This window comes from Streptomyces sp. 1331.2 (assembly GCF_900199205.1).
GTDB lineage: Bacteria > Actinomycetota > Actinomycetes > Streptomycetales > Streptomycetaceae > Kitasatospora.
The window spans coordinates 6,085,283-6,099,096 of record NZ_OBMJ01000001.1 but is presented as its reverse complement, the minus strand read 5'-3'; the positions used below and the strand labels follow the sequence as shown (position 1 = coordinate 6,099,096).

Below are 13,814 nucleotides of genomic sequence, written 5' to 3'. Positions count from 1 at the left end.
TCCCAGCCGCTCCGATCTACCGGATACCCGCCTGGCGCAGCACGCGCGGCAGACGGCCGAACGGATCAGCCCGTCCGGCGCACCCATCGTAGCCACGCCGACGACACGCTCCGCCGCACGCACCGCGGCGCACCGGCCCCCGCCCACCGCACGCATCCGTCCGGTCACCGAGTGGCCGACCGACCAGCCCTACGACACGCGCCGCCGTGACACCCGCCCCTAGACTGCGATGGACAGCCTCGGCGCCACGGGAGGAGACCCCGATGCCCGACCGCAGCACGGCACGAGCCGGCCAGGCACCCGCCGTCACCGGCCCCCGGGACCTGCGCAACGTCGTCCTGATCGGTTCCAGCGGTGTGGGCAAGACCACCCTCGCCGAATCCCTCGCCCTCGCCGCCGGCGCCACCGGCCGGGCCGGCCGCGTCACCGACGGCACCACCGTCTCCGACCACGAGGACATCGAGCACCAGCAGCAGCGTTCCGTCCAGCTCTCGCTGCTCCCGCTCGAATGGAAGGGCGTCAAGATCAACCTGCTCGACCCGCCCGGCCACCCCGACTTCACCGCCGACCTGCGCGCCGCCCTGCACGCCGCCGACGCCGCCGTCTTCGTCGTCTCCGCCACCGACCCGGTCACCGCCCCCACCCGCGCCCTGTGGCGCGAGTGCGCCGCCGAGGGCATCCCCCGCGCCGTCGCCGTCGCCAAACTCGACCTCGCCCGCACGAGCTTCGACGACATCCTCACCGCCTGCCACGACGCCTTCGACCTGGGCCCCGACACCCTCCGCCCGCTCTTCCTGCCCGTCCTCCACGACGGCCGGCCCGACGGCAGCGTCGACCTGCTCACCGGCGACACCTACGGCGACGCCAGCCCGCTCCCCGAGACCGGCCCCGCCCACGACAGCCTCGTCGAGGCCATCTCCGGCCAGGACGACACCCTCATGGAGCGCTACCTCGCCGGCGACACCCTCGACACCGACTCCCTCGAAGCCGGCCTGCGCCGCGAAGTCCTCGCCTGCGCCCTCCACCCCGCCGTCCCCACCAGCGAGAACGGCCTGGGCGCGACCGAACTCCTCGACCTCATCGCGCACACCTTCCCCGACCCCACCGAACGCACCCGCCCGGCCCCCGACTGCGACCCCGACGCCCCGCTCGCCGCCCAGGTCGTCCGCATCACCGGCGACGCCTACGTCGGCCGGATCAGCCTGCTGCGCCTGTACGCCGGCACCCTGCGCCCCGACACCAAGATCCACCTGCTCGGCCCGGCCCACACCGCCGGCCAGGACGGCGACGAACGCGTCACCGCCCTCACCAGCCCCTTCGGCAAGCTCCAGCGCCCCGTCCCGCACGCCGTCGCCGGCGACCTCGTCTGCGCCGCCAAACTCACCACCGCCCGGGCCGGCGACACCGTCCACGACCCCGGACACCCCGTCGAACTCGACGGCTGGACGCTCCCCGAACCCCTGCTCCCGATCGCCGTCGAAGCCCACAGCAAGGCCGACGACGACAAGCTCTCCCAGGCCCTCACCCGCCTCAGCGCCGAGGACCCGGCGCTACGCCTCGAACAGAACCCCGACACCCACCAGCTCGTCCTCTGGTGCACCGGCGAGGCCCACGCCGAGGTCGTCCTCGACCGCCTCCGCACCCGCCACGGCGTCCACGTCGACACCGTCGAACCCAAGGTCGCCCTGCGCGAGACCTTCGGCACCGCCGCCGCCGGCCACGGCCGCCTCGTCAAACAGTCCGGCGGCCACGGCCAGTACGCCATCTGCGACCTGGAGGTCGAACCCCTCCCGGCCGGCTCGGGCTTCGAGTTCCAGGAGCACGTCGTCGGCGGCGCCGTCCCCAAGCACTTCATCCCCTCCGTCGAGAAGGGCGTCCGCGCCCAGCTCGCCAAGGGCATCGCCACCGGACACCCGCTCGTCGACGTCCGGGTCACCCTCACCGACGGCAAGGCCCACTCCGTCGACTCCTCCGACGCGTCCTTCCAGAACGCCGCCGCCCTCGCCCTGCGCGACGCCGCCGAACACGCCGTCATCCGCCTGCTCGAACCCGTCGCCGCCGTCAGCGTCCTGCTGCCCGACGACTACCTCGGCGCCGTCCTCGGCGACCTCTCCGCCCGCCGCGGCCGCGTCCTCGGCACCGAGACCGGCGGCCACGGCCTCACCCTGCTGCGCGCCGAGGTCCCCGAACTCGAACTCGTCCGCTACCCGGTCGACCTGCGCTCCCTCACCCACGGCACCGCCGAGTTCTCCCGCGCCTACCTGCGCCACGAACCCATGCCCGCCGCCCTGGCCGAGCGCTACACCGACTGAGCAGCCCCGGGCCGGTTCGGCAGCGCGCACGCCGCCGTACCCCCCGGCAGCCGGTGCCGGTTGCGCGCCACCCACCGGTAGGCCAGCGCCGCCACCGGCCGCACCGGCGCCGCCGTCAACACCGCGCCCAGGTACGCCCACGCCCCGCCGGAGCGCATCAGCAGCCGCGCGACCGCCTGCGCGCCCCCGTACACCCGCCCGGTCGGCGTCACCCACAGCACCTCGCGCTCCGCCCGCTCGGCCGACACCTCACCCCGGCCGCCCGCGAGCGCGTCCAGCCCCGCCAGATCCGCGAACTGGAACGCCACCGCCTCCCAGCCCCCCGAGGCCAGCGTCTGCCGCAGGTACCGCTCGGCCCACCGCACACAGGACGAACAGAACGCGCAGTCCCCGTCGAAGACCAGCACCGGATCCTTCACCGCGGCTCCCCTTTCCTCGATTCCCCCACCATCCTCCTCCACCCCGTCCCGGCCCGCCCCGGCGGGTATCGACCGCCCTCCAACCGGGCATCATGCCTCCCGGGCCCGGCACGGCTCGATCGTGACGGTACTTCAGACGATCATCGGCGCCGGGGTGGCGCGGCACGGTAACCTGCCGCTGACAAGGGGAGGAGGGGACGCCACCGTGACCACGCTCGACATGACCCCGGGTGCGCAGATACCCCGAACGGACGCCGGCCCGCAGACCGCCGTCACCCAGGCGCTCTCCTCGGCCGCCTACCGCGACGGCGAGGTCGGCGCCTTCGTGGAGGCCGTCACCGACGCCACGGAGAAGAAGGGCCGCTTCGCCCTCTTCCGCCCCAACGCCGGCGAGGCCTTCAGCAAGGCGCTCGTCTCCCGCGCCCTCGGCAGCAAGCGCAAACCCCTCGTCCCGTCCTTCGGCGTCGACACCCGCCAGGTCGTCGAGCACTGCCTGGCCGCCGAGGAACTGCGCCACACCCGCGACCGCAAGCTCACCGGCATCACCCTCCTCACCGGCCTGCTCGCCCTGCCCGGCACCGTGCTCTGGCTCGCCGCCTTCCAGGTCCGGGCCTGGCTCAAGCGGGACAACCCGAAGAACGCGGCCGTCTACGGCGCCATCACCCTCGTGCTGGCCGCCGTCCTGGCCGTCATCCTCACGGTGCGCCCGCCGGCCACCGGCCCGCTGGGCGTCTACCTGCGGGTCACCATGCTCGCCCCGGTCATCGGCTGGTACCTCGCCCGCCGGGTGGTCCTGCGCTCCGCCAAGGACCTGCGCGCCCGCTGGCAGTCCCTGGTCGAGGGCAGCGCCGTGGCCGCCACCGTCGCCAAGGCCGTCCCGCGCGACGACCTCGACAAGAAGGCCGTCGACCTGCGCGACAAGCTGGGTCGGCTGGACGCCGAGCAGGAGACCAACGTCCAGCACTACGCCGTCCCCAAGGGCATCCTGGGCGCCGGCCGCCGCTGGGGCGAGTGGCGCCTGGCCGACACCCTCCACCCCGCCGAGGGTCACGCCGACTTCCGCGCCTTCCACCCCTGGGACCTGGTCCGCCGGATCTCCTCCCACCTCAAGGGCCTCGGCGTCAGCCACGTCGCCAACAGCGGCATCCCCAACGTGGCGATCAAGCAGTGGGTGGTCTTCGACATCGGCGCCGGCGCCGACGAGATCAGCCGCCCCGGCAACGCCGACATGGACGGCGACCGGATGCGCGACTTCGCCGTGCAGAGCATCGCCGACAAGCAGACCTTCCCGGGCGGCCCCCGGCACTACCTCGCCACCCAATTCATCACCCACGACGGCAAGCTGGTCATCACCTTCACCGTCACGGTCACCCTGCTCGCCAACGTGCTGACCATCTCGGTGGCCGGCTACGCGCTCGGCCCGGTCAAGGGCGTCTTCTTCGACAAGCCCAAGGACAAGGAGAAGACGGTCAACAAGACCGTGAAGTTCTGGGAGGAGCGGACGGTCAAGCTCCCCCTGATCGACAACGACGAGGTCGTCCGCCAGGCCGTCCGGGCCCCCTTCTACCGGATGCCCGGCCTGCTCGGCTGGCTCGGCGGCGGGCTCGGCCTGCCCGAGCCGTTCGGCCTGCGGCACGTCTGGGTCGGCCGTGCCTGGGACAGCCGCACCATGATCGACAACGCCATGAACGCCTCCGTGCCGGTCCTCAACGCGGTCCACACCGCCACGCTGGAGTTCCTGCAGGAGCACGACCTCGACGCCGACCGCTTCTTCAAGAACCGCACCTCGATCATCAAGTCCGAGGCGCAGGGCAGCCGGCCGTACGACGTCGACACCTTCAACGCCGGCTGAGCCCGTACGCACACCCGCACGCACGGAGAGGGGCCCGCCACCGAACGTCTCGGTGACGGGCCCCTCCTCGTACCCGGGGTCAGCCCTGCGGCCAGACCTCGGCCAGCATCTTGCGGGTGTCCGCCAGCAGCTGCGGCAGCACCTTGGTGTGGCCCACCACCGGCATGAAGTTGGTGTCCCCGCCCCAGCGCGGCACCACGTGCTGGTGCAGGTGCGCCGCGATCCCGGCGCCGGCCGCGGCGCCCTGGTTCATCCCGATGTTGAACCCGTGCGCCCCGGAGGCCGCGCGCAGCGCGGTCATCGCCTTCTTGGTGAAGTCGGCCAGCTCGGCCGTCTCCGCCTCGTCCAGGTCGGTGTAGTCGGCCACGTGCCGGTACGGGACCACCATCAAGTGGCCGCCGTTGTACGGGTACAGGTTCAGCACCGCGAACACGGCGCTCCCCCGGGCGATGACGAGCCCGTCCTCGTCGCTCAGCGACGGGATCGAGCAGAACGGACAACCGTCGTCCGGAGCCGGGCCGGTGGGCTTGTTCTCACCCTGGATGTACGCCATCCGATGGGGGGTCCACAGGCGGCGGAAGCCGTCCGGCTCACCGACGCCCCGCTGCAGTTCCGGCTCAGTCGTCATGCTGATCAGCATATTCGCCCGACCGGGCTTGCAAAGCCGCGCGGGGCAGACTCATCGAGAGCCTGCCCCGCACATCCCCGCCAGGGCGGGGCCTGCCGCACCTGTCGGATCTCCACGATCCAACTCGACGGATTTCCCCCGCTCAGACGGGGACCACGTCACACCTGGACACGGCGCGCCACAGCATCGACGATTTCGGCGATGGCCTCGTCACGGGGCACGCCGTTCTTCTGCTCGCCGTTGCGGTAGCGGAAGGAGACCGCACCCGCCTCGACGTCGTCGTTGCCGGCGATCAGCATGAACGGGACCTTGGTCTTCTGCGCGTTGCGGATCTTCTTCTGCATGCGGTCGTCCGAGGTGTCGACCTCGACCCGGATCCCGTGCTTCTTGAGCTCGGCCGCAACCTCCAGCAGGTACGGCACGTGCTCGTCGGTGATCGGGATGCCGGTCACGGTGACCGGGGCCAGCCACGGCGGCATGGCGCCGGCGTAGTGCTCCAGCAGCACCGCGAAGAACCGCTCGATCGAGCCGAAGAGCGCGCGGTGGATCATGACCGGCCGCTGACGCGAGCCGTCCGCCGCCGTGTACTCAAGATCGAAACGTTCGGGCAGGTTGAAGTCCAGCTGAATCGTGCTCATTTGCCACGTCCGGCCGATGGCGTCCCGCGCCTGCACCGAGATCTTCGGGCCGTAGAAGGCCGCGCCGCCCGGGTCCGGAACCAGCGGCAGCCCCTGCTTCTCGGCCACGCTCGCCAGGACGGCGGTGGCCTCCTCCCAGGTCTCGTCGCTGCCGACGTACTTGACCGGGTCCTTGGTCGACAGCTCCAGGTAGAAGTCGGTCAGACCGTAGTCGCGAAGGAGGTTGAGCACGAAGGTCAGCGTGGAGTCGAGCTCCTCCGCCATCTGCTCGCGGGTGCAGTAGATGTGAGCGTCGTCCTGCGTGAAGCCGCGGGCGCGGGTCAGGCCGTGCACGACGCCGGACTTCTCGTAGCGGTACACCGTCCCGAACTCGAAGAGGCGCAGCGGCAGTTCGCGGTAGGAGCGGCCGCGCGCATCGAAGATCAGATTGTGCATCGGGCAGTTCATCGGCTTGAGGTAGTAGTCCACGCCCTCGTCGAGCTGCATGGGCGGGTACATGCCGTCCGCATACCAGTCGAGGTGGCCGCTCTTCTCGAAGAGCTTCCCCTTGGTGGCGTGCGGGGTGTAGACGAACTCGTAGCCCTCTTCCTCGTGCCGCTTGCGCGAGTAGTCCTCCATCGCCCGGCGGATGATGCCGCCCTTGGGGTGGAAGACGGCGAGGCCGGAGCCGATCTCCTCGGGGATGGAGAAGAGGTCGAGCTCGTTGCCGAGCTTGCGGTGGTCGCGCTTCTCGGCCTCGACCAGGAAGTCGAGGTGGGCCTTCAGCTCGTCCTTGGTCGGCCAGGCGGTGCCGTAGATGCGCTGGAGCATCGGGTTCTTCTCGCTGCCGCGCCAGTAGGCGGCCGCGTTGCGCATCAGCTTGAACGCCGGGATGTGGCGGGTGCTGGGCAGGTGCGGGCCGCGGCAGAGGTCGCCCCAGCACTGCTCGCCGCTCTTGGCGTCCAGGTTGTCGTAGATGGTGAGCTCGCCCGCGCCGACCTCGACGTCGGCGCCCTCGCCGGCGGTGGCCGCGGAGCCCTTGAGGCCGATCAGCTCCAGCTTGTACGGCTCGGCGGCCAGCTCCTCGCGGGCGTCCTCGTCGGTGACCACGCGGCGGGAGAACTTCTGCCCGCGCTTGATGATCTCCTGCATCTTCTTCTCGATGGCCTTGAGGTCATCGGGGTGGAACGGCTTCTCGACGTCGAAGTCGTAGTAGAAGCCGTCCTTGACCGGCGGGCCGATGCCGAGCTTGGCCTCGGGGTAGAGCTGCTGCACGGCCTGGGCCATGACGTGCGCGGTGGAGTGGCGCAGGATGTCGAGGCCGTCCTTGCTGTCGATCGCGACCGGCTCGACCTCGTCGCCGTCCTGGACGGCGTACGCGAGGTCCTTGAGCTGGCCGCCGACGCGGGCGGCGATGATCGAGCGGTCGTCGGCGAAGAGCTCGGCGGCCGTGGTGCCCGTCGTCACCACGCGCTCTTCCCGATCGGGTTCGCGGCTGATGATTACCCGGACGTCCGTCACCGGTCTCTCCTGACGTGCTGGATTTCAGAGGACGCAACACTGCGCTGCGCGTGACGATGGTACCGAGAGCGCCGCCCCCACCGTCCACCTACGTCCCCGCTCCCCCTTCCTCGCCCGCCTCGCCGAGCGACTTCAGCAGCCGCTCCCGGTCGCCCTCCTCCCAGCCGCACAGTTCCAGGCCGTGCGCGCGGGTGAGCCGGCGGAAGCCGCCGTGCCGCTCCAGCCGCCCCGAGACCCGCACCGGCAGGCCCGCGAGGTGGGCTTCGGCGGCCAGCCGGTAGTCGGGGTCGGGCAGGCGGAGCTTGAGGTCGCGGACCTCGGCGCCGCCGAGCACGCGCAGCCGGACCGAGCCGGGCCCGGCAGGGTCGTTGCGCTTGAGCCGGGTGACCACCCCGATCACGGTGACGGCGACGGCGGGCTCGATCCGCTCCAGCAGCTCGGCGGCCTCGGTGAGGGCGGGCAGGTCCCCGGGGGAGAAGTCGAGGACGATCCGGCGGTCCCCGAAGCCGCCCGGGATCCCGGCGGCGGGCGACCAGGCGACGGAGAGCCGGGCCGCCGTGGCATCGCGGACCAGTTCCTCGACGGACTGGACGAGTTCCCGGCTGACCCCGGCCTGGACGGCGTTCTCGAAGGCCTCCGGCCCGCCGCTGACCCGGCGGTAGTCGACCGCGTCTCGCAGCGACTCCAGGGCGCGGACGAGGGTGGTGACGGCGGCGCGGCCCTCGGGGGCGGGGGTGTACGCAGTGAGGGCGGCGCCCTGTTCGACCACCAGGACGCGGTCCAGGAAGTCCCCGGCCAGGGCGTCCAGCCGGGCGCCGAAGTAGGCGGCCCGGGTGCGGGCAGCCTTGGCCCCGGCGGCGAGCATCCCGCGGGCCGCCTGCCGGAGCCGCTCGGCGTCGTCCCAGGAGGCGACGTCGGCGGGGCCGGGCGGTTCGCGGTGCCAGCGCAGTTCGTCGCCGGGGACGGCGAGGGCGAGCAGGATCGAGCGGGCGGAGGGGGTGCGGGAGCGGGAGAGCGCCGTGACGGCGTCGGCGAGGAGTTCGACCGCGTCGTCGAAGCCGTCGCCGGCCGGGACGAGCAGGCTGGTGCCCGGTTCGCCGTCGGGCGGGGTCCAGCGTCCGTACCGCGCCGCCGGGCCGCCGCGGCGGACCCAGCCGTGCCGGGCGAGCAGGGTGGCCAGCACCGCGGGGTCGACGGTGGCCGGGTCGGGCAGGGGGCGGGCCGGCTCGCCCGGTCCGTGCGGCGGTGTCATGGGGTCGACTCCTCGCTGCCTGGGCCGGGCCGTCACGGGCTGCCGCCCGCGCCGACCCTGGCCATGATGTCGCAGAGCGCCCGGTCGTCGAAGACCTTGTCGGTGGGCACCCGGACGTTGGTGCGCCGCTGTCCGGTGACCGGGTGGCCGGCCAGGTTGACCCAGTAGCAGCAGTGACGCAGTTCCAGGGCGTCCGGGCGGGCCCGGAGCCAGTGGTCGACCCGGCTCGGCAGCAGCATCACGACCAGGATCCGGGGGACGGCGACCCGGGCCCGGGCGAGCTTGCGCAGGTGGTCGTTGTCCAGGGTGAAGCTGAAGAACCGTCCGGCCGGGTCGGGGGCGATCTGCTGGGTGGCCTTGAGCTGGATCTTGATGGTGACCTCGTCGTCCACCTGGTGCGCCCGGGAGCCGTGGTTGACCTGCCAGTCGATGCCGTTGTCCGGGAACGGCTGGGAGAGCGAGCAGCCGGCCGCGGCGGCGACCGCGTGCAGGTAGCCGACCTGCAGGGTCTCCATGCAGGCGGTGACCGCGAGGTTGCCCCGCAGGACGGCCGCCGCCCCCTCGGGCTGCGGCTGTGTCAGTGCCATCGCCCCCGTCGCCTCCCCCGGCTCCGGGCCCGTCCGGATTCGAACGGCGCCAGTCATGCGAAACGGGACGGTCATGGGCAGGATCCCCGGCGGGGCCTGGGCCAAACGGGTTGAAGCGGCGTCAGAACCGGGTATCAACCGGGCGCGGCAACGCTCGTCTGAGGGGCAGTCATGCAGCAGCTCTGGTACACCGGCCCACTCGCCTCCTTCGACACCGAGACCACCGGCGTGGACGTCGAGACCGATCGGATCGTCTCGGCCGCCCTGGTCGTCCAACTCGCCCCGGGCGCACCGGTGCGGACCACCACCTGGCTCGCCGATCCGGGCGTCCCGATCCCGGACGGCGCCCGCGCGGTGCACGGCATCTCCGACGAGCAGGTGCGCGCCCACGGCCGCCCGGCCCGGGCGGTGGTGGCGGAGGTCACCCGCGCGCTGGCGGCCGAGGCCCGGGCCGGGCATCCGCTGGTGGTGATGAACGCGCCGTACGATCTGACGCTGCTGGACCGGGAGTTGCGCCGCCATCACGGGCTGACGCTGGGCGGCGGGCTGGAGGGGTGCAGCCTGCTGGTGGTGGATCCACGGGTGCTGGACAAGCACGTGGACCGCTACCGCAAGGGCCGCCGAACGCTGACCGACCTGTGCGCCCACTACGGCGTGGAGCTGGCCGGGGCGCACGACGCGGCGGCGGACGCGACGGCCTCGCTGACGCTGACCCGGCGGATAGGCGCCCGCTACCCGGCGGCGCTCGGCGGTCTGACGGCGGCCGAACTGCACCTGCGGCAGACGGTCTGGCACGCGGCGCAGGCGCGCGGGCTGCAGAGCTGGTTCGACCGCTCGGGCGCGACGGAGCGGGTGGACCTGTCCTGGCCGCTGCGACCGGCCCGGTGCGGCTGCGGGCGCCGGCTGGAGCAGGAGCACGTGTGCGAGGCGGCGGCCTAGCCTGGCGACTCCCGGGCCTCCGGCCCCTGGACGCGCCGCAGGCCCTGACCGGTTTCCTGGTCAGGGCCTGCGTGCTGTCCGGTGGGCGATACTGGGATCGAACCAGTGACCCCTTCGGTGTGAACGAAGTGCTCTCCCGCTGAGCTAATCGCCCGGGCAACGAGAAGAACCATAGCACCATTCGGGGGTCGTCGTACAACTCGCCCCTTCCGGGGTGCGGCCGGCACATCCGCAGAACTCGCGCTCCACGCGGAAGATGACTGTGCCTCAGCCGATTACGGACGGCCCTTCAGGAGGATTCCGGAAATACACGTGAGGCCCAGCCGATAATCGGCTGGGCCTCACGTATCACAATGCATTCCGGTGGGCGATACTGGGATCGAACCAGTGACCCCTTCGGTGTGAACGAAGTGCTCTCCCGCTGAGCTAATCGCCCGGGTGCAGGGAAAACATTACCGCATCCCGGAGGGTGGTCCGAACACCCTCCCGGCCCACGGCCCCGGGCCCTGGCGGCTCACCTCTCGTCCAGCCTCCAGGGCACGACCAGGCCGTACCGGGCGAGGTACCAGCCGCCCGCGCCGACGAGGACGGCCAGCCCGATCGCGGTGACCGTCAGGTTGCGGCGGCGCACCCGCGGATCCATGGCCCGGTGGGCGGCCTCGGCGACCTTGCGGCGGGTCCAGCGCAGGACCAGCCGGGCCCAGGCGAACTCGGTGGCCCAGATCCCCATGCCCAGGAAGATCACCACCCAGCCGGGTCCGGGCAGCGGCAGCATGACCACGCCGAGCCCCACCACCGCGAGGCCGGCCAGGAACACCGCCACCTGCCAGGCCCGGTGCAGCGCCGGGGAGCGACGGACGAAGGCCGGAGCCCGCGAGCCCGCCGCCCGGCCACCGCCGACCGCCGCGTCATCCGCCGCAGCCGGTTCACCCGTTCTCGTGTTCCCGCCCGTCTTGTCGTTTCGCACAGTCATGCCAGGAAACTAACCAAGAAGTACCTCGCTAATGCCGGGCCCGGCCGCACCGCGGCGATTCCGCAATGCGCCGTAAGGGGTACGACTCGCGCCCGAATCGGGACAGAGGGGTTTACATCGGTCTTGGGGGTGGGATGGTCCGTTCGCCGACGTGCGATTCCCCGAGCGCACACTGAGCGAAAGGCCATGGCGCTTATGAACACCACGGTCAGCTGCGAGCTGCACCTGCGCCTCATCGTGTCCAGCGAGTCCTCACTGCCCGTCCCCGCGGGCCTGCGCTACGACACCGCCGACCCCTATGCCGTGCACGCCACGTTCCACACGGGCGCCGACGAGACCGTGGAGTGGGTGTTCGCCCGAGATCTCCTCGCGGAGGGGCTGCACCGACCCACCGGTACCGGCGACGTCCGGGTGTGGCCGTCGCGCAGCCACGGGCAAGGGGTGGTCTGCATCGCACTGAGCTCTCCGGAAGGAGAGGCCCTGCTGGAGGCCCCGGCCCGGGCGCTTGAGTCGTTCCTCAAGCGGACGGACGCCGCCGTGCCCCCCGGCACCGAACACCGTCACTTCGACCTCGACCGGGAGCTGTCCCACATCCTCGCCGAAAGCTGACCCCGCCCGGAGGCGGTCACGCCCCGCCGTCGGCGGGGCCGCACCCCCTGCCGTCATCGCAGCCGTCCTACTCGGGGGCACGGCAGCGGACTCAGCCGCGCACGACGCGGTCTCGGGGCCCGGTGGCGGCCCGCTCCCACCGGAGCGGGTCCGCAGCACCGAAGGCGCCCGGCACCGAGGCCGGTCATCCGTACGGGTGGCCGGCCTCGGTGCCGGGCGCCGACGTCTTTCCGGGGCCGCCCGCAGCCACCCGGTCGGGCGCCGCTTCGAAACCGGGTACCGGGGCGGCGCCCGGTTTCGGATGCTCTGCCGGGATCCCGCACAAGCCTTCGAAAGAACACGCCGCCCTTCTGGCACAAGGCCCGGTATGGTCTGGGGTAACCGTGGACGCGGGGTATCGGAGTCCCCCTGCGCGAGGAGCCCCCAACGTGCTGATCACCCATGACACCGAGTGCGCGCTGAGCATCCTCGTGGAGCTGCTCAACACCGCACCCGAGGTGTGCGGCGCCGAGCGGCTGCCGGACGTCGCCGCCCTGGACGCCTTCGTGGTCGGCCAGGAGATCAGCGAGATCGACTCGCTGACCGAGGACGACCTGCAGCGGGTGCACGAGCTGCGCACCCGGCTGCGCGAGGTGTTCCGGACGGAGTCCACCGAGGAGGCCGCCGAACTCGTCAACGCGATCGTCGCCGCCGCCGGCACCACGCCCCGGCTCACCGACCACGACGGCCACGACTGGCACATCCACTACTTCGCGCCGCACGCCGCGCTCGGCGACCACCTGGCGGCGGAGCTGGGCATGGCGCTGGCCTTCATCCTCATGGCGGGCGAGCGGGAGCGGCTGCGCCGGTGCGAGGCGCCGGACTGCGCGCGGGTCTTCGTCGACCTCTCCCGCAACCGCTCCCGGCGCTACTGCGACAGCCGCACCTGCGGCAACCGGCTGCACGTCGCCGCCTACCGGGCGCGGCAGCGCTCGGCGGAGGCCGTCCCCTCCGCCTGAGGGCCGGCCGGCCGCGCGCTCAGATCCCGCGCTTGCGGAGGATCTCCTCGATGTCGGCGAAGTCGCCGAGGCCGTCGTTCCGCTTGTCTCCGGCCTGCTTCCCGGCCGCCTTGGGCGCCTGGGGCTTCGGCGCCAGTGCGGGGCGATCGGGTGCCGGGCCGGCGGCCGCGGGGCGCTCGGGCGCGCTCTCCGGCGCGGTGCCGCGGCGGCCCACCCAGCGGGTGGTGACCAGCAGGAGCGCGGAGACGCCCAGCAGCACGATGCCGGACCACACCGGGGGGTCGAGGACCAGCTTCGCCGCCCAGTCGGTGAACGCCCGGCCGATCGTGCTCGCCAGCGGGAACAGGCCGGTCAGGTAGAGCCCGGCAGGCAGCAGGGCCACCGCGAACCAGCGGGTCGCCGAGAGGAAGCGCCGCCGGTAGGCCCGCAGGCCCGCGACGGCCACCCCGCCCGCCGTGAGGATGAAGCTGATCGTCGCACTCAGCACGAGGCCACCCCTTCGCGTCCGGTCTTCCTGGTCATCGGTGCCTCCCTGTCGGTCCGCCCGCGGGCGCACCGCCGGCCGGAGCGGACGCCCACAGGTGGAACACTGGGGGAATGATCGATGGTTCCCTCCCCCGCCTTGAGTTCTGGTGCGACCTCCAGTGCCCGGACTGCCGCACCGCGCTGGACGACGTACGGGCGCTGCGTGCGCAGTACGGCGACGCACTGCCCGTGGAGCTGCGGCACTTCCCGCTGGAGAAGCACAAGCACGCCTACGCCGCCGCCGAGGCGGCCGAGGAGGCGTTCGCCCAGGGGCTGGGCTGGCCGTTCGTGGAAGCCCTGCTGGCCCGGGTCGAGGAGCTGGACGCGCGCGGGCAGCAGGTGCTGCTGGACGTCGCCCGCGAGGTCGGGGCGGACGTCGAGGAGGTCGACACCGCGCTGATCGACGGCCGGCACATGCTGACCGTGGACGCCGACCAGGCCGAGGGGAAGGCGATCGGGGTCAGCGGCACGCCGACGTACGTGATCGGCGGCAAGCGGTTCGACGGCGGGCAGAGCCAGGACGGGCTGAGGGACGCGATCGTGGCCGTCATCGAGGCGGCGAAGGCTTCCTGACGTCATGTC

General features: G+C 72.4%; 13 protein-coding genes and 2 tRNA genes. 6 read left to right on the top strand and 9 right to left on the bottom strand.

Translation table 11 applies throughout. The annotated features are described in order from the left end of the window. The first annotated feature begins 263 nt into the window (after positions 1-263). Entirely contained in the window at positions 264-2,312 is a 2,049-nt protein-coding gene (locus CRP52_RS26500) for an elongation factor G-like protein EF-G2 (protein WP_097238682.1), read from the top strand. On the opposite strand, the gene CRP52_RS26495 is transcribed toward CRP52_RS26500, so the two are convergent. Next, entirely contained in the window at positions 2,300-2,731 is a 432-nt protein-coding gene (locus tag CRP52_RS26495) for a thiol-disulfide oxidoreductase DCC family protein (protein WP_097238681.1), read from the bottom strand. The genes CRP52_RS26500 and CRP52_RS26495 overlap by 13 nt on opposite strands. Positions 2,732-2,936: 205 nt before the next feature. Between CRP52_RS26495 and CRP52_RS26490 the strand changes: the two genes are divergently transcribed. Next, entirely contained in the window at positions 2,937-4,583 is a 1,647-nt protein-coding gene (locus CRP52_RS26490; protein WP_097238680.1) for a hypothetical protein, read from the top strand. 79 nt (positions 4,584-4,662) lie between these two features. Here CRP52_RS26490 and CRP52_RS26485 read toward each other — a convergent pair whose 3' ends face one another. The 4 genes from CRP52_RS26485 to CRP52_RS26470 form a co-directional block, all read right to left on the bottom strand. Beyond that, positions 4,663-5,223 (bottom strand): HIT family protein, encoded by a 561-nt coding sequence (locus CRP52_RS26485; RefSeq protein ID WP_097238679.1) that lies wholly within the window; start codon positions 5,221-5,223, stop codon positions 4,663-4,665. Between the two features lie 146 nt (positions 5,224-5,369). Continuing rightward, entirely contained in the window at positions 5,370-7,349 is a 1,980-nt protein-coding gene (gene thrS, locus CRP52_RS26480) for a threonine--tRNA ligase (RefSeq protein WP_097238678.1), read from the bottom strand. A gap of 88 nt (positions 7,350-7,437) precedes the next feature. Continuing rightward, entirely contained in the window at positions 7,438-8,601 is a 1,164-nt protein-coding gene (locus CRP52_RS26475; RefSeq protein WP_097238677.1) for a hypothetical protein, read from the bottom strand. A gap of 32 nt (positions 8,602-8,633) precedes the next feature. Next, complete coding sequence (locus CRP52_RS26470; RefSeq protein ID WP_097238676.1) at positions 8,634-9,188, bottom strand: DUF4365 domain-containing protein; 555 nt, start codon at positions 9,186-9,188, stop codon at positions 8,634-8,636. A 171-nt stretch (positions 9,189-9,359) separates the two neighbouring features. On the opposite strand from CRP52_RS26470, the gene CRP52_RS26465 reads away from it, so the two are divergent. Continuing rightward, entirely contained in the window at positions 9,360-10,127 is a 768-nt protein-coding gene (locus tag CRP52_RS26465; protein ID WP_097238675.1) for an exonuclease domain-containing protein, read from the top strand. 82 nt (positions 10,128-10,209) lie between these two features. Here CRP52_RS26465 and CRP52_RS26460 read toward each other — a convergent pair. The 3 genes from CRP52_RS26460 to CRP52_RS26450 all read right to left on the bottom strand — a co-directional run bounded on the left by CRP52_RS26460 (position 10,210) and on the right by CRP52_RS26450 (position 11,100). Further along, positions 10,210-10,281 (bottom strand) — tRNA-Val (locus tag CRP52_RS26460). A gap of 210 nt (positions 10,282-10,491) precedes the next feature. After that, positions 10,492-10,563: transfer RNA gene (locus tag CRP52_RS26455), tRNA-Val, on the bottom strand. Between the two features lie 78 nt (positions 10,564-10,641). Then, positions 10,642-11,100: a TIGR02611 family protein gene (locus tag CRP52_RS26450; protein WP_097238674.1), complete on the bottom strand. Its 459-nt coding sequence runs from the start codon at positions 11,098-11,100 to the stop codon at positions 10,642-10,644. Between the two features lie 195 nt (positions 11,101-11,295). Between CRP52_RS26450 and CRP52_RS26445 the strand changes: the two genes are divergently transcribed. Both CRP52_RS26445 and CRP52_RS26440 read left to right on the top strand, forming a co-directional pair. Beyond that, the gene (locus CRP52_RS26445) at positions 11,296-11,709 is read left to right on the top strand and encodes an SsgA family sporulation/cell division regulator (protein ID WP_030056266.1); all 414 of its coding nucleotides are present in this window, start codon (positions 11,296-11,298) and stop codon (positions 11,707-11,709) included. Between the two features lie 428 nt (positions 11,710-12,137). Beyond that, on the top strand, positions 12,138-12,707 hold the full coding sequence (locus tag CRP52_RS26440; RefSeq protein ID WP_097238673.1) for a CGNR zinc finger domain-containing protein: 570 nt from the start codon (positions 12,138-12,140) through the stop codon (positions 12,705-12,707). 19 nt (positions 12,708-12,726) lie between these two features. Here CRP52_RS26440 and CRP52_RS26435 read toward each other — a convergent pair whose 3' ends face one another. After that, positions 12,727-13,194 carry a hypothetical protein gene (locus CRP52_RS26435; protein ID WP_097238672.1) on the bottom strand — a complete coding sequence of 156 codons (468 nt, stop codon included), beginning with the start codon at positions 13,192-13,194 and terminating at the stop codon, positions 12,727-12,729. A gap of 110 nt (positions 13,195-13,304) precedes the next feature. Here CRP52_RS26435 and CRP52_RS26430 point away from each other — a divergent pair, with 110 nt between their 5' ends. Then, the gene (locus CRP52_RS26430) at positions 13,305-13,805 is read left to right on the top strand and encodes a DsbA family protein (protein ID WP_097238671.1); all 501 of its coding nucleotides are present in this window, start codon (positions 13,305-13,307) and stop codon (positions 13,803-13,805) included. Positions 13,806-13,814: the final 9 nt, after the last annotated feature.